The sequence below is a fragment of the Agrococcus sp. UYP33 genome, assembly GCF_054060915.1.
Window position 1 is genome coordinate 635,908 of record NZ_JBSSDR010000001.1, and the last position, 21,415, is coordinate 657,322.

Genomic DNA, 21,415 nt, shown 5'->3' on the forward strand with positions numbered 1-21,415 from the left:
AGACTTGGTGCATGGCTCCCTCGATGCGATACCTCATCGCGCGCGCCCTGCTGTTCGTCGTGCCGTTCGCGGTGCTCATGATCGCGCAGGTGCCGTGGTGGCTCGCGCTGCTCGTCGCGCTCGCCTTCGCCTTCGCCGCCAGCATCGTCTTCTTCGGGAAGCTGCGCGACGAGGCCGCGGCCGACCTGCAGCGGATGCGCGAGGGCCGTCGGCGCGACGGCGCGGCCCCCGACGACGGCGACGTCGAGGATGCCGCGCTCGGCGACGACGCCGCGGACGACGCCGAGGTCACCGACCGGCGCGACGAGCCGGACGCATCCGGTCGCTGAGCGCTCGCGAACGACCCGCGCTACGCGCCGACGAACCCCGCCGGACCGCCCCAGATGGCGACCGCGAGGCCGACGCCGTAGAGCAGCGCCGAGATGCCGGTGAGGCCGAGCGCCGTGATGAGGTCGCGCGCGTTGCGGGCGAGCAGCACGATCACGATCGCCGGGCCCGCGAGCAGCAGCACGGCGAACACCGCGAAGCCGTAGGCGAGCGCGTAGGAGAACACCCACAGGATGCCGAACGGCACGAGCATCAGCAGCGCGTAGAGCGCCTTCGAGGCGCGCCGGCCGATGAGCGTCGGCAGGCTGCGCTTGCCCGCCGCGCGGTCGGTGTCGATGTCGCGCAGGTTGTTCGTGAGCATGAGGGCGGCCGAGAAGCAGCCGATCGCGACGCTGAGCGCGACCGCGTCCTCGGTGACGCGGCCGATGATGGCGTAGGTGGTGCCGAGCACGGCGACCGGGCCGAAGAACAGGAACGACATCAGCTCGCCGAGCGCGAAGTAGCCGTAGGGGCGCTTGCCGCCGGTGTAGGTCCAGGCGGCGACGATGCAGACCGCGCCGACGAGCAGCAGCCACCAGCGCCCCGAGACGAGCACCACCGCGATGCCGGCGAGCGCGCCGGCGGCGAGGAAGCCGATCGCGACGTTCCGCACCACGCGCGGCGCCGCCTTGCCCGCCCCGACGAGTCGCCCCGGGCCGACGCGCACCGCGTCCGTGCCCTTCACGCCGTCGGAGTAGTCGTTCGCGAAGTTGACGCCGATCTGCATGCAGAGCGCGAGCACGAGGCACGCGAGCGCGATCCCGAGGTGGAACCCCTCGGCGTTGAACGCCGCCGCGGAGCCGAGCGCGACGGGCGCGATCGCCATGCCGAGCGTGCGCGGCCTCGCCGCGGCCACCCAGTCGCGCCAGGTCGCCCGGCCGGACGAGGTGCCGGCCGTCTGCGAGCGTCGAGCAGGGTTGCCGGAGCGGTTGGAAGCCATCCCCTCGATGCTACTTCCGGTGCGGCGACCGGTCAGCCGAAGATGCCGCGGCGCCGGCGCTCCTGCGTGCGGTTGGCGACGAGCCGGGCGAGCCGCTTGCGATCGGGCTTGCCGGATGCCGTGGTCGGCATCACCGAGACCGTCACGAGGTGGTTGGGCCTGGCCGGCTTGCCGAGCGCGTTGCCGACCGCGGCGCGGATCTCGGCGAGCGACGGCTTGAGCGTCGTGACGACCGCGGGCACCTCGCCCCACTCGGCGTGCGGCGCGGCGACGACCACGGCATCCGGCGCGAACGTCTGGACGACGTGCTCGACCGCGGCGAGCGACACCTTGATGCCGCCCGAGATGATCACGTCGTCGATGCGGCCGGAGACCTGGAGGGTGCCGCCGAGCAGCGAGCCGGCGTCGCCGGTGCGGTACCAGCGCGTGCCGGTGCCGTCGGTGATGAAGCGCTGCTCGGTGAGCTGCGGATCGTCGTAGCCGTCGGCGAGCTGGGGGCCGGAGATCTCGATCTGGTCGGTGAGGCGCACCTTGACGTCGCGCAGCGGCCGGCCGTCCCAGACGCACCCGCCGACCGTCTCGGTCGCGCCGTAGGTGCGCGTGATGCGCCAGCCGAGCCGCGCGGCGCGCTCGATGAGGCCGAAGGGCGCCCGCTGGCCGCCGAGCAGGATGCGGTCGAGGCGGGCGATGGGTCCGATGAACGAGCGGTCGAGCAGCGCGGCGTCGACGAGCCGGGCGAGCTGCGTGGGCACGAGTGAGGTGAACTTGCGGTCGTGCTCGAGGCTCTGCACGGCCTCGACGAAGGCCTCCGCCGTGAAGGAGCCCTCGGTCCGCACGAGCGGGGCGCCGGAGGCCTCGTTGCGCCAGATCACGTTCTTGCCCGCGATGTAGTGCTCGGGCAGCGCCAGCACCCACTGGCCGGGTCCGCCGAGCCGCTCGTTCGCGGCATCCGTCGACGCCTGGATCGCGGCCTCGGAGATGATGACGCGCTTCGGCACGCCGCTCGATCCGCTCGTCTCGACGACGATCGTCATGGGCACCTCCGTCCGCGTCGCTCGATCAGTACTGCCAGGGGAAGGGGGACCAGTCGGGCTCCCGCTTCTCGAGGAAGGCATCTCGCCCCTCGACCGCCTCGTCGGTGCCGTAGGCGAGCCTCGTCGCCTCGCCCGCGAAGATCTGCTGACCGACGAGCCCGTCGTCCACCGCGTTGAAGGCGAACTTCAGCATCCGGATGGCCGTCGGGCTCTTCGTGAGGATCTCGCGCGCCCAGTCGAGGGCCGTCGACTCGAGCTCCGCGTGCGGCACCGCCGCGTTGATCGCGCCCGCCGCGAGCGCGCGCTCCGCGCTGTACTCGCGGGCGAGGAAGAACACCTCGCGGGCGAACTTCTGCCCCGTCTGGCGCGCCATGTAGGCGGAGCCGTAGCCGGCGTCGAACGAGCCGACGTCCGCGTCCGTCTGCTTGAAGCGGCCGTGCTCGGCGCTCGCGATCGTGAGGTCGCAGACGACGTGCAGCGAGTGGCCGCCACCGGCCGCCCAGCCGGGCACGACCGCGATGACGACCTTCGGCATGAAGCGGATGAGCCGCTGCACCTCGAGGATGTGGAGGCGGCCCGACCTGGCCGGGTCGATCGAGCCGGCGGTGTCGCCCTCGGCGTACTTGTAGCCGTCGCGGCCGCGGATGCGCTGGTCGCCGCCCGAGCAGAACGCCCAGCCGCCGTCCTTCGGGCTGGGGCCGTTGCCGGTGAGCAGCACGACGCCGATGCGGCTGTCCTGCCGCGCGTCGTCGAGCGCGCGGTAGAGCTCGTCGACCGTGTGCGGGCGGAAGGCGTTGCGCACCTCCGGGCGGTCGAACGCGATGCGGGCGATGCGCCCGTCGCGGGACCGGTGCACGGTGATGTCGTCGTAGCCCGGTGCCGCGTCGGCCCATTCGGCGGGGTCGAAGAGCGGCGATGGCATCACGTGTCCACCCTAGCCATCGGGCCGTGCGCGTGGCGGGTCACGGCGCTCAGCGAGCGGCCGCGGTGCAGCAGGATCACGGCCCGCACGGCTGGAACCCGGTGCCGGACGCCGAGCACTGCAGCTCGACCGGCAGGTCCCGGTCGTCGAGCCGGACGCGCACGATGACGTCGCGCCACTCCCAGCCGGCGGCATCGCGCGCGACGAGCGGCACCTTGAGATCGACCGTGCTGCCGTCGTCGAGCGCCTCGAGCACGCTGATCTCGCCGGCGAGCTCGAAGTCGTAGCCCGTGCGGATCGGGCAGTCCGGGCGCTCCCGGCACGCGCCGATCGCCTCGAGGCCGAGCCGCGCGAGCCGATCCTGGAACGAGGGCATGAGCTCGCGCGCGGCCTGCACCTGCGTCGGCGTCGCCGGGTCGCCGTCGACCGCGAACGCATCCCCGCCCCACGCGAAGAGCGGCCCCTCGACGACGTCGAGCCGGTACACCCCGGGGTAGAGCAGCAGCGCGCCGCCGTCCGGGAGCGGCACGCCGCTGACGCGCAGCACGGCGGTCGGCTCGTTGTACCGGGTGTCGGGTGCCTCGGCGAGCGACGTGGCGAGCCGCCAGCCTGCGGGCGTGAGCGACGCCTGCAGCGTGCGCTGCACCTCCGCACCGCCCACCCGGTAGCGCACGTCGATGCTCCCTCGCGCGCCGTCGACGCGCGTCGGTCCCACCGCGACCGGCTCGATGCGCGTCGCGGATGCGAGCGCGGCCTCCGGCGCAAGCACGCGTCCAGGCCCGAGCGGCGAGAGCTGCACCGCTCGGACTGCCTCGCCGTCGGCGATCGCCTGCAGGTAGGCGCTCGCCGTGGCCTCGAGGCCGACCGCCGGATCGCCCGCGCTCGCATCGTCGGCGGCTCGGATGCCGACGACGACCGCGGCTCCGACGAGCCCGCCCGCGACGAGGGCCGCCACCAGGTGCCGCCAGCCGAACGACCGCCGTGCGCCGACCCCGTCAGCCTGTGCTGCCGCCATCGTCGAGGCCTGCCATCGGCTCAGGGTGCGCAGGGCTGGAGCTCGGCGCCGTACTCGCCGGGCTCGCCGCACAGCCACTCGGTCGCGACGCCGTCGTCGTCGAAGACGACGCGCACGCGCACCTCGAACCACTCCGGGGCGCCGTCGACCGTCGCCGTGACCGGCACCGACAGGTCGATCGAGCCCATCGTCGTGCCCATGCCCATCGGGTACACCTCGCCGGCCGGCTCGAGCCGCGCCTCCGCGGGCACGGGGCAGCCCGGCTCGACCTGGCAGGCCGCGATGGTGACGAGCGCGAGCTGGGTGGCGTAGTCGCTGATCTGCGGCACGATCCCCGCGGTGACGTAGGGCACGGTGGGGGTGAGCGGATCGCCGTCGACGACGAAGACGTCGCCGCCGGTGAGGAAGATCGGTCCGGAGACGATGTCGATCGTGTAGGTGCCCGGGTAGAGGAGCACCGGCTCATCGCCGCCGAGCGGCACGCCCGCGATCTGCACGCGGGTGATCGGGTCGTAGTAGGCGAGGTCGGCGACCTCGGCGAGCGAGGTCATGAGGCGCCACGTGCCGCCCGCGCGCTCGGCCTGCAGCGTGCGGAAGACGTCGCTGCCGCCGACGCGGTAGCGCACCTCCGCCGTGCCGACGTCGCCGTCCACGTGCACGAGCCGCACCTCGAACGCCTCGATGCGGTCGGCGGCCTGCAGCACCGCGTCGGGCGCCACCGCGCCCCTGCTCTCGAGCGGCACGACCTCCGACGCGAGCTCGGCCCTGCCCTCGGCGATCGCCGTCAGGTAGTCGAGCGCCACCGCGCGGAGTCCGTCGACGCTCGCCGTCGCGGCGCTGCGCTCCGACGCCTCGAAGGCGGCCGGCACCGCTGCCCCGAGCACCGCGCCGACCACGGCCGCGATCGCGATCTGGCGCCACCCGAAGCTCGGGATGCCGCGACGGCGGACGACCGGCGGCTCCACCACCTCCGCACGCACGTCGACGGCGGGCTCGACCACCATCGCGGGCGGGGCGACCGCCTGCGACGGCATCTCGAACTCCGGCATCGCCGTCGACACGCGACCATTGTCACGCGGTCGCGGCACCCCGAGAAGAGGGCAGTTCAGGGCAGGCGGCGCCCCGATTCGTGCGCTGGCGGCGCGATCGCGCTAGCCCCGGCAGGGCTCCAGCTCGAACTCGGAGGCGCTGGGCATCGCGCACTGCCACGAGACGAGCGTGCCGGCCTCGTCGACGATCGCGCGGAGCTGCATCTCCACCGTCTGACCGCTGAAGGTGCTCGTGTATACCTGCATGGAGACGTTGACTGCGCCCGTCGACTCGTCGACGCCCATCACCCACGGCCCATCGGCGCGGAGCTCTGCATCCGGCTCGAACGTGCACTCGGCGTCGCAGGCGCGCACGTGCGCGAGCGCGACCTCCTCCGCGAGCTCGTCGAGCCCGGGCGTGAGCTCCATGGTCGAGATCAGCTCGGTCGGGGTCAGCGGGTCGCCGTCGACGATGATCGGGTTGCCGCCGCTGACGACGAGCGAGCCCTCCACGCGGTCGGACTCGTATGCCCCGGGGTAGAGCAGGGTGCGGGAGGAGGAGGGCAGCTCGACGCCGGCGATGGTGACCGCCGCGTAGCCCTCGTAGGTGTAGGCCATCGTGGGCTCGGCGATCGACGTGCGCAGCTGCCATGTGCCGTCGACCTCCTCGGCCTCGAGCGCTCGCGTGACCGTCTGCCCCGCGACGCGGTAGCGCACCTCGACCGTCGCCGCGTCGCCGTCGACGGTCGTCATCCGCACCTCCGGCTGGTCCAGGCGCTCGGCCGACTGCAGCACCGCGTCCGGCGGCGTCTCCCCATCGACCGGCGCCATCGCGGTCGCGCGGTCGGAGGCGCCCTCCGCGATCGCCGTGAGGTAGTCCATCGCGGTCTGGCGCAGGCGCTCGACGCGCGCGTCGGCGGCGGCCTCGTCGAGGCCCTGCATGGCGGTCGGCAGCCCCGCCCCGACGAGCACGCCGATGAGCGCCGCGATCACGAGCTGCCGCCACGGGCGACGCGGGCGGGCGAACGGCTCGGCGAGGTCGCGCTCGGCGACCGGATCGGGCGCGCTCGACCGCTGCGCGCTGACGGGCGGCGGCTCGACCGGCGCCTCGATGACAGGCGCCGGCTCGGGCATCACGAACTCCGGCGACGGCACGCCCTCATCCTGTCGCGCAGCGGTGCCGACGACCAGGGCAGTGCGCGAATCGTTACCGCGCGACCGGTCAGACCGAGGCGGAGAGCGCCTCGAGGAAGCCCCAGCCGAACGAGCTGGCGGCGCCGAAGAGCACGAGCGTGCCGAGCCCGAGGGCGGCACCGAAGACGCCCGTGCGTCGGCCGTCCGGCACGGTCGCGCCGACGCATCCGGCGACGATCCCGCAGAGGCTGACGAGCACGGCCGTCACGAGCACGGCCACGAGCAGCGGGAGCTCGCCTGGCCGCGGCGCGAAGAGGTAGCTGATTTGCTGCACGAGCGAGACGACCTGCAGCGCCACCGCGGCGGCGAGCAGCCACAGCGAGAGCACGCCGAAGCGGGCACGGCGGTCGGTGCTGCGCGCGCGCGGGGGTCTCGGCGGGGCGTCGGTCATGAGGTCGTCGAGCATCGGTCGATGCTACGAGCGCTGCGGCGCTCGGCGCGCGAGGCGCGCTCGCTACTCCAGCAGGCCGAGCGCAAAGCCGGTGACGAGGAACACGACCGGGTTCGAGATCACCAGCAGGCCGCCGCTGATCGCCGCCATCGTGATGTTGGCGGTGCCGCGCTTCACCGCGGCGGTGATCGCGAACGCGATCGACAGCAGCGTGCAGACGCCCCAGATGGGGAGCAGCCAGATGACGAGGCCGTCGAGGTCGACGAACGCGACGCCGATCGCGACGAGCAGCATCGCGCCGCAGAGCACGGCCGCGACGAGCGCGAGCACGCCCCAGATGGGATTGCGGCGGGGCGCGAGGCGGGTCTCGAGCACCCAGGGCAGTTCGGTCACGCGACGATTCTGGCAGGCATGCGAGCATGGCGGCGTGGACCTCGCCCTGGAACGGCTCGCCGATCGCATGCACGTCGTCTCGCTGCCGCTCGTCACGCGCTTCCGCGGGGTGGAGGTGCGCGAGGTCGCGCTCTTCTCGGGCGAGGCCGGGTGGGGCGAGTGGAGCCCCTTCCTCGAGTACCCGCCCGAGGAGGCCGCGCGCTGGCTGCGGGCAGCGCTCGAGGACGCGGATCTCGAGCGTCCGGCGATGGTGCGGGACCGCATCCCGGTCAACGCGACGCTGCCTGCCGTCGCGCCGGATGCCGTCGCGGGCGTGCTCGCGCGCTACGACGGCTGCCGCACGGTGAAGGTCAAGGTCGCCGAGCGGGGGCAGACGCTCGCCGACGACGTCGCCCGGGTCGCGGAGGTTCGGGCGCTGCTGCCGGACGCGCGCATCCGCGTCGACGCGAACGGCGGCTGGAACATCGACGAGGCCGAGCACGCCGTGCGGGCGCTCGAGCGCTTCGACCTCGAGTACGTCGAGCAGCCGTGCGCGACGGTGCCGGAGCTCGCCGAGCTGCGGATGCGCGTGCACCGGCTCGCGATCCCGATCGCCGCGGACGAGTCGGTGCGCAAGGCCGAGGACCCGCTGCTCGTGGCGCGCGCGGGTGCCGCCGACGTGCTCGTCGTCAAGGCGCAGCCGCTCGGCGGCGTGCGGTCGGCGCTCGCGATCGTCGCCGAGGCGGGGCTGCCCGCGGTGGTGTCGAGCGCGCTCGACTCGAGCGTCGGGCTGTCGATGGGCGCGGCGCTCGCGGGCGCGATGCCGTCGCTCCCCTACGACTGCGGGCTCGGCACCGGCGCGCTGCTCGCGGCCGACGTCGCCGAGCCGCTCGTGCCGGTCGCCGGCTCGATTCCGGTCGCCCGCGTCACCCCGACCCCCGAGCTCCTGGCCGCCCACGCGGCCTCCGCCGAGCGCACGGCCGCCTGGCGAGCCCGCCTCGCCGCCGCCCACCCCCACCTCTGAGATTTCTCAACGGAGCAGCTGGTAGCTAGAGGGGATGGTGCCCTCGAGTCACCAATCGCTCCGTTGAGATCGAAGGCTCCGTCCACAGGCGGGGCTCGGAGCGCAGCGGCGGCTCGAGCCGCGGCGCGACGATGCGCCGATGGAGCTCTTGGAATGGCTTTCGGCCAACGGCGGCGTCAGCACCGTCCAGGCGGCGCGCGACCTCGTCAGCGCTGAGCAGCTGCTCGACCTGAAGGGCAGCGGCGCGATCTGGACGCCGCTGCGCGGGTGGGTGGCGCTGACCGGTGTCAGCAACGACGTGACCCGCGCGCTGCGGATGGGCGGCGTCGCGACCTGCGTCACAGCGCTCCGGATGCACGGCCTGTGGACACCGCATGGCGAGACTCGGCTCCACGTCCGTGTGAACCGACGCTCCCATAGCGCTCGCATCACCGAGGCGGAGCGGACGGCTGGTGTCGTCGTGCACCGGATGCACGAGTGGTTGGACGACGCGCGACCGGCGCACGGCTTCGATCCAGTGGTGGCGACGCTCGCCGTCGCATCCGGGTGCGTCTCGGCCGAGGATCTCGCCGCTGCCGCCGAGCGCGGGCTCGCGCTCGGGACCCTGCAGCCGCACGAGGTCAGGACGATCGCTGCGGGACTGCCCCGTCGCCGACGGCGCGGGCTGGAGCGACTGTGCGACCGCTCCGGATCCGGTGTCGAGTCGATGTTCGCGCTCATGCTCCGCGACGCTCACATCGCCTACGTGCAGCAGTTCGAACCCATCCCCGGGATGTTCGTCGACTTCCTCATCGGGACGTCGCTCATCGTGGAGCTGGACTCGCGAACATGGCACGGCCGTCCGGTCGACATCGAGACCGATCGGCGCCGGGACGCCGAGCTGCTCGCGCTCGGCTACCGCACGCTCCGCTTCACGTACGAGCAGATGCTGTTCCAGCCGGACCTCGTGCGGGAGCGCGTGCTCGCGCTCGTCCGGCGCGACGCGCACCGCCGCAAGCTCTGGACCTGAACCTCAACGGAGCGGCTGGCGCTGCGAGGGCACTATCCCCTCCTGCTACCAGCCGCTCCGTTGAGAAGAACCGCTAGAGGCCGCTGTAGGCGTGCAGGCCCTTGAAGAAGAGGTTCACGACCGTGAAGTTGAAGAGGATGGCGGCGAAGCCGATCAGCTGCAGCCAGGCCGACCGCGAGCCGCGCCAGCCGCGCGTCGCGCGCGCGTGGATGTAGCCGGCGTAGATGACCCAGATCACGAAGGTCCAGACCTCCTTCGTGTCCCAGCCCCAGTAGCGGCCCCACGCGTGCTCGGCCCAGACGGCGCCGGCGATGAGCGTGAAGGTCCAGAAGATGAAGCCGACCACGCCGACGCGGTACGCGAGGTCCTCGAGCTGCACCGCCGAGGGGAGCGAGCGCAGGAAGCCGCTGTCGCGACGCTCCTTGACGAGCTGCAGGATGCTGAGGCTCGACCCCAGCGCGAAGAAGCCGGTCGCGAGCGTCGCCACGAAGACGTGGATGACGAGCCAGTACGACTGGAGCGCCGGCGGCAGCGGCGTGGGCGCGACGTAGAAGTTGACGGTCGCGACGCCGAGGCAGACCGTCGCGAGGCCGGTGATGAACACGCCGAGGAAGTTCAGGTCGCGCCAGACGCGCGAGACCACGAAGACGCCGACGATGACGGCGACGCCGGTGAGCGCGAACTCGTACATGTTCGCCCACGGCACCCGGCCGGCGGAGAGCCCGCGAAGGACGTCGCCCGCGACGTGCAGCACCCAGGCGAGCACCGTCAGCACGTAGCCGATCCGGGCGCCGCGACCGGGCAGGGCAGCCGCGGGCGCAGCCGCGGCCGGAGAAGCGGGAACCGCCGGCGCATCGATCGGCGCGCCCGCACCGACGAGCTCGCGCTCGGCGGGCGCCTTCGCCGCCGACCGGCGCGCGACGTCGACCGCGTACGCGATGAACGCGAGCGTATACACCGCCATCGCGGAGTACACGAGCAGCAGCGAGTAGGAGTCGAGGTCGGCCAGGGTCACGGTTCGATCCTACGCTCGTGGCCGTCGCCCGGCTCGTCGGGAGCCTCGCCCGGCCACCCCTCGCGGACGCGCTTGGCGAGGTCGTCGACCGCGCGCTCGAGCGTCGGGTCGTCGCCGCGCGCGAGGCCCGCGAGCTCGAGGCCCGCAGGGGTCGCCTTCACCCACATGCGGCGGCGCGGGATGAGCAGCGACCCGAGCAGCGAGACGAACAGCACGATCACGATCCACAGCACCGGCGTCTGCGTGTGGTCGACGTGCACCTCGATGACGCCATAGCGCCGCACGTCCTCGAACGTGATCGTGCCGAGGCCGCCGGGGATGTCGATCGTCTGCCCGGCCGCGAGCGTCAGCGACTCGGTGCCCGAGTCGCCGCCGGCGATCTGCGTCATCGTGTCGGTGTCGAGCGCGTAGACCGAGCGCGGGATGCCCGCGTCGAGCCCGAGGTCGCCGGTGAACGCCTGCAGCGACAGCACCGGGTTGGCGAGGTCGGGGTAGGCGGATGCGAGCGCGCCCGTCTCGAGCGGCACGGCCGTCGGGTAGAAGAAGCCGCGCAGGCCGAGCTGCTCCTCGAGCCCATCGGGCAGCTTGATCACGCCGAGGCTCGTCATGTTGTCGTCCTGCGCGAGGAAGGGCGTGTACTGGTCGTAGACGACCTCGCCGGAGGCGTCGCGCACCGAGATGCGCGGCGCGTACCCGTTCGAGATCAGGTAGAGGTCGGCGCCGGCGACCCGCAGCGGCTCGTTGACCTTGATCTGTCCCTCGCGCTGCACGCCGTCCTCCGTCGCCGACACCCGCGCCGTGAAGTCGAGCGGAGCGCCGACGGCGTTGGGGTTCTCGGTCTCGTAGACGACGTCGAGCCCGTCGAGCTCGACCGCGAACGGCTCGAGGGCGTCGTCGTCAAACCACTGCCCCGCCGTGAACGAGTCGTAGCTCGTCAGCGTGTTCGCGAACCCACTGCCCTCGACGAGCAGCCGCTGCCCCGAGTAGCCGAAGCCCGACCCCAGGCCGACGACGAGCAGCAGCGCGAGCATCGAGATGTGGAAGAGCAGGTTGCCGGTCTCGCGCAGGTAGCCGCGCTCCGCCGACACCGAGTCGCCGTAGCGCGTCGTGCGGTAGCCGAGCCGGCGCAGCACGCGGTCGGCGCGGTCGAGGTCGGAGGCCCCGCCCGGCACGACCTGGAACCCGACGAGCCGCGACAGCCGCGCCGGGGTGCGCGGCGGGAGGGCCCGCATCGCCTTCCAGTGGTGCGCGAGGCGCGGGATGACGCAGCCCACGAGCGAGGTGAACAGCAGGATGTAGATCGCGGAGAACCACGGGCTCGAGTAGACATCGTGCAGCGACAGCGCGTCGTAGAGCCAGACGAGCTCGGGGTTCTCGGCGCGCACCTGGATGACGCCGTTCGGGTCGGAGGAGCGCTGCGGCACGAGGCTGCCCGGCACCGCCGCGATCGCGAGCAGCAGGAGCAGGACGATCGCGGTGCGCATCGAGGTGAGCTGCCGCCAGAGGAAGCGCGCCCAGCCGCGCGGGCCGAGCTTGGGGTCGCCGGGCTGGCGAGCCGGCGCCTCCGGCGAGTCGATGTGGTCGCCCGGCCGCAGCGGGTCAGATGATCGTGACAACGGAGGCGATCCATCCTTGGAGCGATTGCATGATGGCGTTCCACGCGCCCGTGACCATGAGCACGCCGACGGCGATGAGCATCGCCCCGCCGAGCACGTTCACGAGGCGGATGTGCCGGCGCAGCCACGCGACGGCGCCGCCGGCCCAGCCGAGGCCGAGCGCGATGAGCAGGAAGGGCACACCCAGGCCGAGGGCGTAGGCGAGGCCGAGGATCGCGCCCTGCCAGGCGGATCCGGTGGTGACGGTGAGCGCGCTGATGGCGGCGAGCGTCGGCCCGGAGCAGGGCGTCCAGCCGAGCGCGAAGACGACGCCGACGAGCGGCGCGGCCCACATGCCGCCGGTCTTCACCTGCTGCGGCTTCCAGATGCGCTGCAGGAACGAGAACTGCCCGACGAAGACGAGCCCGAGCAGGATCAGCACGACGCCGAGGATGCGCACGATGAGGTCGCTGTACTGCAGCAGGAACGAGCTCACCCCGCCGACGATCGCGGTGCCGAGCACGAAGACGAGCGTGAAGCCGGCGATGAAGAGCGCGACGCCGGCGACGAGCCGGCCGCGACCGCCCCGCTCCCCCACGAGCGATCCGACGAGGCCGAGGTAGCCGGGCACGAGCGGCAGGATGCACGGGCTCGCGAACGAGACGAGGCCGGCGAGCAGCGCGATCGGCAGCGAGACGAGCAGCTGACCGCTCAGCACCGCGCCGGCCGGGTCGAACGCAGCCGCGTCGATGGCGGCAGCGCCGGCGACGGCGGGGACCATCGCGGCTGCGGGTGCGACGAGCGCGAGAGCGGCACTCACCGCTCGAGCTCCTCCCGCAGCAGCGTCGAGAGGATGCTCGTGTCGGTCACGGCGCCCGAGACGCGGGCGGCGACGCGGCCCTCCGCGTCGAGGATGATCGTCGACGGCACGGCGTTCGGCGCGACGATGCCGGTGAAGGCGAGCTGCGCGGATGCGGTCTCGTCGTCGAGGACCGACGGGTACTCGATCCCGAACTGCTCCTCGAAGGCGGCCGCCTGCGCCGCGCCGTCGCGGGTGTTGACGCCGAGGAAGCTCACCCGGTCGCCGAGCTCGGCGTGCAGCTCGGCGAGCACCGGCGCCTCGATGCGGCACGGCGGGCACGCGGCGTACCAGAAGTTGATGAGGGTGACGCCGTCGAGCTCCGCGGAGTCGAGGTCGCCGCCGTCCACGAGCGGGCCGGCGAAGGCGGCGGGCGCAGCGCGCTGGTCGGGCGCGATCTCGGTGACAATGCCATCGCCGGCGATGTAGCCCGCGTCGCCGACCTGCCCGGCCACGCCGTCGGCCGACGCGCAGCCCGCGAGCGCGAGCCCGGCGAGCGCCATGGCGGCCACGCGCATCCGGCGGCGCATCACACCGCCCCCGCGTCGATCGCCGCGACGCCGGCGGCGGGCTCGGCGTAGTCGACCTCGACGAAGCGGCCATCGACGCGCGCGAAGCTCGTGATCGACGACAGCTGGCAGCGCCGCGAGCGCGGGTCGTGCCACAGCCGCTGCCCCGCGATGGCGAGGTGCGCCATCCAGATCGGCGACTGGTGGCTGACGAAGACGATGTCGCCGTCGTCCTCGGACTCGGCGACCTCGTCCCAGGCGTCCTCCATCGCGGCGATGACGCGCTGCGCGATCGCGCGGTACGGCTCGCCCCACGACGGGCGGAACGGGTTGCGGAGCAGCGGCCACGCGGAGGGGTGCCGCAGCGCGCCGCTCGCCTCGAACGTCTTGCCCTCGAACTGGTTCGTCGGCTCGATGATGCGGCGCTCGGTGCGGATGTCGAGCGAGAAGGCGTCGGCCCACGGCTGCGCCGACTGCTGGGCGCGCTCGAGCGGGCTCGCGGCGAGCCGCACGACCGAGCGGGCGGCCTGGCCGGTCGCGAGGTGCTCGGCGGCGAGCTCGGCCATCCGGTGGCCGCGCTCGGAGAGCACGAAGCCCGGCATGCGGCCGTAGAGCACGCGACCGGGGTTGTCGACCTCGCCGTGGCGCACGAGATGGAGGCGGCGGGCGGGCATGGCCTCCATCGTACCGGCGCTCCCTATCAACGCGGCACGGGCGGCCCGCCCCGGGCGAGGCCCGTACGCTCGCTCGCATGCTGGTGAAGGCCTGCCTGAACGGCGCCCGCGACGCGTCCGCCCACCCGCGGCTCCGGCCCGATCCCGGGGTGCTCGCCGCCGAGGCGGCGGCTTCGGTCGCAGCCGGCGCGGCCGCGGTGCACCTGCACCCGAAGGATGCGGACGGGCGCGACAGCCTCGCGCCCGGCGACCTCGACCGCTTCGTGGCCGCCGCGCGCGCCGCCGTCGACGTGCCGGTCGGCGTGACGACGGGTGCCTGGACCGGCGACGCCGACGCGCGCATCGCAGCGATCCGCGGTTGGCGCACGCTGCCCGACTTCGCGTCCGTCAACGCCCACGAGGAGGGTGCGGAACGGGTCGCCGCGACGCTGCTCGACCGGGGCGTCGGCATTGAGGCGGGGCTCTGGAGCGTGGCGGCGCTCGAGCGCTGGCTGCGCTGGCCGATGCGCTCGGCCTGCATGCGCGTGCTCGTCGAGATCCCGGACCTCGACGACCGGGTGGCGATCGAGCGCCTCGCCCGCCGGCTCGTGGACGGCGCGCGCGCCGCGGAGCCGTCGATCGAGGTGCTGCTCCACGGCGAGGAGCGATCCACCTGGCGCGCGATCGACCTCGCGCTCGCGTGGCGGCTGCCGACCCGCGCCGGCCTCGAGGACTCGACGCTCCTGCCGGACGGGAGCGTCGCCGAGGGCAACGCCGCCCTCGTGCGGGCGGTCGTGGAGCGCGCGGCGACCTGAGCGCCGCCTGGACCGAGCGGCAGGGGAAGATGGACCCGTGCCCCTCCTCGTCCCGCTCGCGATCGCGCTCGTCGTCGTGCTCGCCGCGAGCCTCATGTGGACGTGGGCGCGCTACCTCGCCCATCGCGCCTACGCGACGCCCGCCGCGCTCGTCGTCGGCGCGCTCGCGGCCGCGGGCGTCTGGCTGCTCGTCGCCTCCGACGGGCCGGGTGCGCCGGTGAGCGCGACAGCCGGATGGGTCGTGCTCGCCGCATCCGTCGTCGCGCTCGTGGGCGGCTGGGTCGCCCTCGCGACCGTCGCCCCCGCAGCCGTCGAGCGCCGCCGCCGCTGACCCGGCGCACCGCCGGGGGCGCCGCACCGGGCCGGTAGGATCGGGCCGTGACCTCTCGCACCCTGATCCATGACCTCGCATCGCTCCCCGACGGCCCCGTGAAGGTGCAGGGCTGGGTCGAGACGGTGCGCGATCAGAAGCGCGTGCAGTTCGTGATCCTGCGCGACGAGTCGGGCTCTGCCCAGCTCGTGAACCCCGTCAACGACGACACCGCGGAGACCGCCGCGACCATCTCGGGCCTCATGCACGGCTCGTTCATCACCGTCGAGGGCGACCTCAAGGCGGACGAGCGCGTCAAGCTCGGCGGGCTCGAGGTCAAGGTGCGCTCGCTCACGGTCGAGTCGGTCGCGAAGGACAGCCCGATCGCCGACGACTCGTCGATCGACAAGCGCCTCGACTGGCGCTTCCTCGACCTGCGCCGCCCCGAGGCCCAGCTGATCTTCCGCGTGCAGACGACGATCGAGCACGCGATGCGCCAGCACTGGATCGACGAGGGCTTCATCGAGCTCCACACCCCCAAGCTCATGGCGACGGCCTCCGAGTCGCGCGCCGAGCTCTTCGAGGTGCCCTACTTCGAGACCACCGCCTACCTCGCGCAGTCGCCGCAGCTCTTCAAGCAGATGGCGCAGTCGGCCGGCTTCGGCAAGATCTTCGAGATCGGCCCGGCCTTCCGCGCCGACCCCTCCTACACGAGCCGCCACGCGACCGAGTTCACCTCGATCGACAGCGAGATCTCCTGGATCGACTCGCACGAGGAGGTCATGCAGCTGCACGAGGCGCTGCTGGCCAAGGCGGTCACCGCGGTCGTCGAGCGCCACGGCGCCGAGATCGAGCAGCACTTCGGCATCGTGCTCGAGGCGCCCACGCTGCCCTTCCCGCGCATCCCGCACGCCGAGGTCAAGGCGATCGTGGAGGCCCGCGGCCACACGATCGAGCGCGAGGACGGCGACCTCGACCCCGAGGCGGAGCGCCAGATCTCGGCGCACGTCAAGGAGACGATGGGCCACGACTTCGTCTTCGTCACGGAGTTCCCGTCGAGCGTGCGGCCGTTCTACCACCTGCGCCCCGAGGGCCGGGCCGACGTCACGAACTCGTACGACCTCATCTACAACGGCGTCGAGATCTCGACCGGCGCGCAGCGCGAGCACCGCGTCGAGGTGCTCGAGGCGCAGATCGTCGAGAAGGGCATGAACCCCGCGGAGCTCGAGGAGTACCTCGACTTCTTCCGCTACGGCACGCCCCCGCACGGCGGCTTCGGCATGGGCCTCGCGCGCGTCGTCATGCTCATGCTCGGCCTCGGCTCGATCCGCGAGTCGACGTACCTCTTCCGCGGGCCGACGCGCCTGACGCCGTAGCGGCAGCCGCCCGCCCGGGGCCTGCGTCCGAGTCGCCCTGCGCTCGGACGCAGGCCCTCACGTCGTCGCGGCGATGGTCGCCTGGATGCGGTCGGTCAGCTTCGCGGCGTCGACGCGCCATGCGGAGTGCGGCCGGCCGTCGATCAGCACGACCGGGATGTCGTCGTGCCAGCGCGACTCGAGCGCGGGGTCGTCGAGGATCGACAGCTCGGTGAGCGCCGCTTGCGGGAACCCGGCGACGACCCGCTCGACGATCGGGCGGGCCTCGTCGCAGAGGTGGCAGCCGGGCTTGCCGATGAGCGTGATCTCGACCATGCAGCAAGTCTAGGTGGCCGCGCCGCCGCCCGGGGGAACGCAGAAGCCGGGACCCCGATGGGGATCCCGGCTCTGGCGCAACCGACTACTTGCGGTTGCGACGCTGGTGGCGCGTCTTGCGAAGCAGCTTGCGGTGCTTCTTCTTCGCCATGCGCTTGCGGCGCTTCTTCACCACAGAACCCATAGAGGTTCCTCACTTCCGATCGGGATTGCTCGCTGACGCTGCACGACCTCGAGGTCCGCGCAGGGAAAACGCTCTCGGCATCCTACCGGAAAGCGGTGGACGCGCGCCCGGGGGCCTCCGGGCCCTCGGCGGATGCCGCAGTCGACCCGGCGCGGATCCCTCAGTCGAGGCGGGCGTCGTCGTCGTCGCGTGCCGCGTGGTCGTGCCCCGGACCGTCGTGCCCGGCGCGCTCGCTCGGGCCGTCGACCTCGCCCTCGATCGCCCGCGGGCGCTTCTTGTCGCGGGCGTCGTCGAACCGCTGGGTCGCGCGTGCCTGCAGCTCGACGAGGCGCTCCTGCACGTCGTGGATGCGATCCCTCGCCTCCTGGACGCGCTCCTGGACGTCGTGCACGCTCTCGGCGGCCCGACGGCCCAGGGAGGCGCCGACGGGCGCCGGGTGCTCGACGCGGTCGGCCACCCGCGCGAGCGCCTGCTCGGCGGCGACCCTGGCCTGCTCGGCGGCGATGCGCGCCTGGTCAGCGGCGGCGCGCAGCGGTGCCTGCACGTTGACGCCCGCCCAGGCGGCGAAGGCGGCCGCGCCGAGCGTCGCCTCCTCCTGGTCGCCCTCGGCGAAGATGAAGGGCATCAGCCAGTCGTCGATCTCGTCGAAGGGCGTCAGCACGATGGCGTAGTGGCGGTGCTGGCCGTCCTCGCGCACCGTGACGAGCCCCGCGTCGCGGAGCGTCCGGAGGTGCTTGGACACCGTCGGCTGCGGCACGCCGAGCGCATCCACGATCTGGCTGACGCTCGCGTCGCCCGTCGTCGCGCGCCGCTCGAGCAGCACGCTGAGGATGTCCCGTCGCGTGCTGTCCGCGATCACGCTGAAGATGTCGGCCATGGCGAAAGCATGCCAGCGCGGGAGAGGCGCGCCAAACCGCGCCCCGGGGCCGGCGATCGACGCGCCCGACGCCTCGACCGCGATGTCCCCGCCGACGCCCGTCCCGATCGTCCCGAGCAGTCGGCGCAAGAGGACTACAGTGGGCCCGTTCTGCGCCGCTCCGCGGCGCTCGGTCCCCGCGAGAGGCACAGCAGGTGGCGCAGTTGCGGACGTCGGACGGCACGACGTTCCTCAGCCGATCCCGCGACGCCCTGGACCGCTTCACCGGCAGCTATCCGGCGCGCTTCGCCATCATGGTCTTCGCCGCCATGAACCTGCTCTTCATGCTGCTCTTCATGACCCCGTGGGCGAGCGCGACCGGCGAGCCGACCGGCCCGGTCGACGCCTTCTTCCAGGCGGTGAGCGTGGTCTGCGTCACGGGCCTCACGGTCGTCGACATGTCGACGCACTGGAGCCCGTTCGGCAACGCGGTCGTGCTGCTCGGCGTGCAGGTGGGCGGCATCGGTGTGCTGACGCTCGCCTCGATCCTGGGGCTGACCGTTGCGCGCAAGCTCGGCCTGCGGCAGAAGCTCATGGCCGCGAGCGACTCGAACCCCTCCCGCGTGCGCAAGGGCGTCGTCAAGGAGGGGCAGGCGATCCGGCTCGGCGAGGTCGGCGGGCTGCTGCGCACGGTCGCGCTCTCGGTGCTCGTCTTCGAGGCCGCGCTCATCGTGCTGCTGTTCCCGCGCATCCTGCTCGAGGGCAAGAACCCGCTGCAGGCGCTCTACGAGGCGACCTACTGGGCGTTCATGGCCTTCACGAACTCCGGCTTCGTGCCGACGGTCGAGGGCCTCGCGCCCTATGCGACCGACCCGTGGTTCCTCATCGTGCTCATGCTCGGCGTCTTCACCGGGTCGCTCGGCTTCCCCGTCTACTTCGTGCTGCTGCGGCACCTCGGCCGCCCCCGCCAGTGGTCGCTGCACGTCAAGCTCACGATCTCGGTCTCGCTCCTGCTCTTCCTCCTCGGCGGCCTCTCGTTCCTCGTGCTCGAGTGGGGCAACCCCGACTCGTGGGGCACGGATGGCTTCGGCCAGCAGCTGCTGCACGCGTTCTTCCTGTCGTCGATGGCGCGCTCCGGAGGCTTCGCCCTCGAGGATCTCGGGCTGCTCCACAACTCGAGCCTGCTCGTGACCGACATGCTGATGTTCGTCGGCGGCGGCTCCGCCTCGACCGCCGGCGGCATCAAGGTGACGACCCTCGCGATCCTGTTCCTCGCCGCCGTCGCCGAGGCGCGCGGGCGCAAGTCGATGGAGGCGTTCGGCCGCCGCATCCCGTCGGACGTGCTGCGCCTGGCCGTCTCGGTCACGCTGTGGAGCGCGACGATCGTCGCCGGCGTCACGATCGTGCTGCTCGAGATCACCGGGGCGCCGCTGTCGTTCGTGCTGTTCGACGTGATCAGCGCCTTCGCGACCGTGGGGCTGTCGACCGGCTTCACCCACCCGGGCCTCGAGGACCCGGCCAAGATCATCCTGGCCATCACCATGTTCGTCGGGCGCATCGGTAGTGTGACGCTCGCCGCCGCGCTGGCGGCGAGCCAGACGACGCAGCTGTTCACCCGCCCAGAGGAGAGGCCGATCGTTGGTTGACAGGATCCCGCACGACGCACCGGTGCTCGTGATCGGCCTCGGCCGCTTCGGCGCCGCGACCGCCGGCCAGCTCGCGCGACTCGACCGCGAGGTGCTCGCCATCGACGGCGACATCAACCTCGTGCAGAAGTGGTCGGAGCGGCTCACGCACACGGTGCAGGCGGATGCGCGCTCGATCGACGCGCTCAAGCAGGTCGGTGCGCAGGACTTCGCGATCGCGGTGTGCGCGGTCGGCTCGTCGATCGAGGCGTCGGTGCTCATCGTCGCGAACCTCGTCGACCTCGGCATCCCGCAGATCTGGGCGAAAGCGATCAGCCAGTCGCACGGCAAGATCCTCAGCCGCATCGGCGCGAACCACGTCATCTACCCCGAGGCGGAGGCCGGCGAGCGCGTCGCGCACCTCGTCTCGGGCCGGATGCTCGACTACATCCAGTTCGACGACCAGTTCGCGATCGTGAAGATGTACCCGCCGAAGCACATCCGCGGCGTCACGCTCGCGGAGTCGAGGATCCGCTCGAAGTACCACCTGACCGTCGTCGGCGTGAAGAGCCCCGGTGGCGAGTTCACCTACGCGACGCCCGAGACGATCGTCTCGAACCACGACCTGATCATCGTCTCCGGCAACCAGGCCGACATCGAGCGGTTCGCGGGCCTGGGCGCATGAGCGGCCGATGACGATCGACGACGCGAAGCGCTGCCCGTGCGGGACGGGCCTCGTCTACGGCGAGTGCTGCGGACCGATCCACCGGCGCGAGCGCGAGGCGGCGACCGCCGAGGTGCTGATGCGCTCCCGCTTCACGGCGTTCGCGACCGGCGACGTCGACTGGCTGCTCGCCTCCTGGCACCCCACCACCCGGCCCCGATCGCTCGAGCTCGACCCGGGCATCCGCTGGCTGCGCCTCGAGATCCAGGGCACGAGCGGCGGCGGCCCCTTCGATCGCGAGGGCACGGTCGCCTTCGAGGCGCACTGGGTCGCTGACGGGCAGCGCGGCGTGCTGCGGGAGCTCAGCAGCTTCCGGCGCGACCAGGGCTGGCAGTACGTGGACGGCGACGCCGTCTGACGGGTCGGCGCCGGTGCGCCGGCGGGCTCAGCTCGCGGCGAGCTCCTGCGCCCGCGCGAGCGCCGCGGCGGTCGCGCGGTCGAAGACCTCGCCGAGCCGAGCGTCCTGCAGCACCGCGACGGCGCGCTCGGTCGTGCCCTTCGGGCTCGTGACCCGGCGGCGCAGCTCCGCCGGTGCCGAGCCGTCGGCGGCGAGCAGCTCGCTCGCGCCGCGGAACGTGCCCTGCACCATCGTCGCCGCCTGCTCGGGCGTGAAGCCCATCCGCTCGGCCGCGGCCGTGAGCTCCTCGATGAGCAGGAAGACGTACGCGGGGCCGGAGCCCGAGATGGTCGAGAGCGCGTCGATCTGCGACTCATCGACGACGATCACCTCGCCGACCGCCTCGAACATGCGGGCGACGAGCGCGACGTCGTCGTCGGAGGCGCGCGTGCCGCCGGCGACGCCCGTGACGCCCAGCCCGACGTGCGACGGGGTGTTCGGCATGGCGCGCACGACGGCGACGGATGCCGGCAGCGCCGCCTCGATCGACGCCACGGTCGTGCCGGCCGCGATCGAGACGACCACGGCATCCTCGGCGAGGTGCGGGGCGATCTCGCGCGCGAGGTCGACGATGCCGGCGGGCTTCACGCCGAGCACGACGAGCTTCGCGCCCGCGACCGCGCGGGCGTTGCCGTCCGGCTCGTCGGCGAGCGCGATCGACTCGACGCCGTCGAGCCGCACCGCGGCCGCCTTCTCGGCGGTGCGGTTGGTCACGACGATGCGCTCGGCGCCGTGGCGGGCGAGCCCGGCGAGGATCGCACCGCCCATCGAGCCGACGCCGAGCATGGCGATGGGAGGGAGGGTCGCAGGCATGCGGCCAGGGTAACCGGGCGGCACAGGTAACCGGGCGGCGCGGGTGCCCGGGCAACCAGGCGGACCAGGTGACC

The 21,415-nt window shown here is 72.9% G+C and carries 26 protein-coding genes; 9 read left to right on the forward strand and 17 right to left on the reverse strand.

The genetic code is table 11. The features are described from left to right. The first annotated feature begins 11 nt into the window (after window positions 1-11). The gene (locus ACVWW9_RS03030; RefSeq protein WP_354258629.1) at window positions 12-329 is read left to right on the forward strand and encodes a DUF4229 domain-containing protein; all 318 of its coding nucleotides are present in this window, start codon (window positions 12-14) and stop codon (window positions 327-329) included. A gap of 20 nt (window positions 330-349) precedes the next feature. Here ACVWW9_RS03030 and ACVWW9_RS03035 read toward each other — a convergent pair whose 3' ends face one another. The 8 genes from ACVWW9_RS03035 to ACVWW9_RS03070 all read right to left on the reverse strand — a co-directional run bounded on the left by ACVWW9_RS03035 (window position 350) and on the right by ACVWW9_RS03070 (window position 7,283). Next, window positions 350-1,306 carry a 1,4-dihydroxy-2-naphthoate polyprenyltransferase gene (locus ACVWW9_RS03035; protein WP_456514319.1) on the reverse strand — a complete coding sequence of 319 codons (957 nt, stop codon included), beginning with the start codon at window positions 1,304-1,306 and terminating at the stop codon, window positions 350-352. 32 nt (window positions 1,307-1,338) lie between these two features. Then, window positions 1,339-2,340 carry an AMP-binding protein gene (locus ACVWW9_RS03040; RefSeq protein WP_354258624.1) on the reverse strand — a complete coding sequence of 334 codons (1,002 nt, stop codon included), beginning with the start codon at window positions 2,338-2,340 and terminating at the stop codon, window positions 1,339-1,341. A 25-nt stretch (window positions 2,341-2,365) separates the two neighbouring features. Further along, window positions 2,366-3,262 (reverse strand): 1,4-dihydroxy-2-naphthoyl-CoA synthase, encoded by an 897-nt coding sequence (locus tag ACVWW9_RS03045; RefSeq protein ID WP_123698397.1) that lies wholly within the window; start codon window positions 3,260-3,262, stop codon window positions 2,366-2,368. A gap of 76 nt (window positions 3,263-3,338) precedes the next feature. Next, window positions 3,339-4,277, reverse strand: coding sequence for a hypothetical protein (locus ACVWW9_RS03050; RefSeq protein ID WP_456514320.1), 939 nt, complete (start codon window positions 4,275-4,277; stop codon window positions 3,339-3,341). 20 nt (window positions 4,278-4,297) lie between these two features. Next, entirely contained in the window at window positions 4,298-5,338 is a 1,041-nt protein-coding gene (locus ACVWW9_RS03055) for a hypothetical protein (protein WP_456514321.1), read from the reverse strand. Window positions 5,339-5,428: 90 nt separating this feature from the next. Beyond that, window positions 5,429-6,460 carry a hypothetical protein gene (locus tag ACVWW9_RS03060; protein WP_456514322.1) on the reverse strand — a complete coding sequence of 344 codons (1,032 nt, stop codon included), beginning with the start codon at window positions 6,458-6,460 and terminating at the stop codon, window positions 5,429-5,431. A 67-nt stretch (window positions 6,461-6,527) separates the two neighbouring features. Then, window positions 6,528-6,905: a hypothetical protein gene (locus tag ACVWW9_RS03065; RefSeq protein ID WP_456514323.1), complete on the reverse strand. Its 378-nt coding sequence runs from the start codon at window positions 6,903-6,905 to the stop codon at window positions 6,528-6,530. A gap of 48 nt (window positions 6,906-6,953) precedes the next feature. Then, the gene (locus tag ACVWW9_RS03070) at window positions 6,954-7,283 is read right to left on the reverse strand and encodes a hypothetical protein (protein WP_456514324.1); all 330 of its coding nucleotides are present in this window, start codon (window positions 7,281-7,283) and stop codon (window positions 6,954-6,956) included. A 34-nt stretch (window positions 7,284-7,317) separates the two neighbouring features. Here ACVWW9_RS03070 and ACVWW9_RS03075 point away from each other — a divergent pair, with 34 nt between their 5' ends. Then, window positions 7,318-8,286: an o-succinylbenzoate synthase gene (locus ACVWW9_RS03075; protein WP_456514325.1), complete on the forward strand. Its 969-nt coding sequence runs from the start codon at window positions 7,318-7,320 to the stop codon at window positions 8,284-8,286. Window positions 8,287-8,425: 139 nt separating this feature from the next. Continuing rightward, window positions 8,426-9,295, forward strand: a complete 870-nt coding sequence (locus ACVWW9_RS03080) for an endonuclease domain-containing protein (RefSeq protein WP_456514326.1) — start codon at window positions 8,426-8,428, stop codon at window positions 9,293-9,295. A 73-nt stretch (window positions 9,296-9,368) separates the two neighbouring features. Here the strand turns inward: ACVWW9_RS03080 and ccsB are convergent, their stop codons facing one another. From ccsB to ACVWW9_RS03105, 5 genes are read right to left on the reverse strand one after another with little or no spacing between them, the layout of a single operon-like run. After that, window positions 9,369-10,259, reverse strand: a complete 891-nt coding sequence (ccsB, locus tag ACVWW9_RS03085; RefSeq protein ID WP_456515399.1) for a c-type cytochrome biogenesis protein CcsB — start codon at window positions 10,257-10,259, stop codon at window positions 9,369-9,371. A 47-nt stretch (window positions 10,260-10,306) separates the two neighbouring features. After that, window positions 10,307-11,926, reverse strand: coding sequence for a cytochrome c biogenesis protein ResB (gene resB / locus ACVWW9_RS03090; RefSeq protein ID WP_456514327.1), 1,620 nt, complete (start codon window positions 11,924-11,926; stop codon window positions 10,307-10,309). Further along, entirely contained in the window at window positions 11,910-12,686 is a 777-nt protein-coding gene (locus ACVWW9_RS03095; protein WP_456515400.1) for a cytochrome c biogenesis CcdA family protein, read from the reverse strand. Before ACVWW9_RS03095 ends, resB begins: the two co-directional genes overlap by 17 nt. Window positions 12,687-12,721: 35 nt before the next feature. Next, window positions 12,722-13,282 (reverse strand): TlpA family protein disulfide reductase, encoded by a 561-nt coding sequence (locus tag ACVWW9_RS03100; protein ID WP_456514328.1) that lies wholly within the window; start codon window positions 13,280-13,282, stop codon window positions 12,722-12,724. A gap of 11 nt (window positions 13,283-13,293) precedes the next feature. Further along, a complete protein-coding gene (locus ACVWW9_RS03105; RefSeq protein WP_456514329.1) occupies window positions 13,294-13,947 on the reverse strand; it encodes a histidine phosphatase family protein in 654 nt (217 codons plus the stop codon). A gap of 77 nt (window positions 13,948-14,024) precedes the next feature. Here ACVWW9_RS03105 and ACVWW9_RS03110 point away from each other — a divergent pair, with 77 nt between their 5' ends. The 3 genes from ACVWW9_RS03110 to aspS all read left to right on the forward strand — a co-directional run bounded on the left by ACVWW9_RS03110 (window position 14,025) and on the right by aspS (window position 16,427). Beyond that, complete coding sequence (locus ACVWW9_RS03110; protein ID WP_456514330.1) at window positions 14,025-14,741, forward strand: 3-keto-5-aminohexanoate cleavage protein; 717 nt, start codon at window positions 14,025-14,027, stop codon at window positions 14,739-14,741. 37 nt (window positions 14,742-14,778) lie between these two features. Next, on the forward strand, window positions 14,779-15,072 hold the full coding sequence (locus ACVWW9_RS03115; RefSeq protein ID WP_456514331.1) for a hypothetical protein: 294 nt from the start codon (window positions 14,779-14,781) through the stop codon (window positions 15,070-15,072). A 62-nt stretch (window positions 15,073-15,134) separates the two neighbouring features. Further along, window positions 15,135-16,427: an aspartate--tRNA(Asn) ligase gene (gene aspS, locus ACVWW9_RS03120; protein ID WP_354261556.1), complete on the forward strand. Its 1,293-nt coding sequence runs from the start codon at window positions 15,135-15,137 to the stop codon at window positions 16,425-16,427. Between the two features lie 57 nt (window positions 16,428-16,484). Here aspS and ACVWW9_RS03125 read toward each other — a convergent pair whose 3' ends face one another. The 3 genes from ACVWW9_RS03125 to ACVWW9_RS03135 form a co-directional block, all read right to left on the reverse strand. Further along, entirely contained in the window at window positions 16,485-16,742 is a 258-nt protein-coding gene (locus tag ACVWW9_RS03125) for a glutaredoxin family protein (RefSeq protein WP_456514332.1), read from the reverse strand. An 85-nt stretch (window positions 16,743-16,827) separates the two neighbouring features. Beyond that, window positions 16,828-16,926, reverse strand: coding sequence for a 30S ribosomal protein bS22 (locus ACVWW9_RS03130; protein WP_021011861.1), 99 nt, complete (start codon window positions 16,924-16,926; stop codon window positions 16,828-16,830). 160 nt (window positions 16,927-17,086) lie between these two features. Next, entirely contained in the window at window positions 17,087-17,803 is a 717-nt protein-coding gene (locus ACVWW9_RS03135; RefSeq protein WP_456514333.1) for an ArsR/SmtB family transcription factor, read from the reverse strand. A 194-nt stretch (window positions 17,804-17,997) separates the two neighbouring features. Between ACVWW9_RS03135 and ACVWW9_RS03140 the strand changes: the two genes are divergently transcribed. From ACVWW9_RS03140 to ACVWW9_RS03150, 3 genes are read left to right on the forward strand one after another with little or no spacing between them, the layout of a single operon-like run. Next, a complete protein-coding gene (locus ACVWW9_RS03140) occupies window positions 17,998-19,428 on the forward strand; it encodes a TrkH family potassium uptake protein (RefSeq protein WP_456514334.1) in 1,431 nt (476 codons plus the stop codon). Further along, window positions 19,421-20,092 (forward strand): potassium channel family protein, encoded by a 672-nt coding sequence (locus ACVWW9_RS03145; protein ID WP_354258579.1) that lies wholly within the window; start codon window positions 19,421-19,423, stop codon window positions 20,090-20,092. Before ACVWW9_RS03140 ends, ACVWW9_RS03145 begins: the two co-directional genes overlap by 8 nt. Before the next feature lie 7 nt (window positions 20,093-20,099). Then, window positions 20,100-20,489: a YchJ family protein gene (locus tag ACVWW9_RS03150; RefSeq protein WP_354258576.1), complete on the forward strand. Its 390-nt coding sequence runs from the start codon at window positions 20,100-20,102 to the stop codon at window positions 20,487-20,489. A gap of 27 nt (window positions 20,490-20,516) precedes the next feature. Here the strand turns inward: ACVWW9_RS03150 and proC are convergent, their stop codons facing one another. After that, window positions 20,517-21,341: a pyrroline-5-carboxylate reductase gene (gene proC / locus ACVWW9_RS03155; protein ID WP_456514335.1), complete on the reverse strand. Its 825-nt coding sequence runs from the start codon at window positions 21,339-21,341 to the stop codon at window positions 20,517-20,519. Window positions 21,342-21,415: the final 74 nt, after the last annotated feature.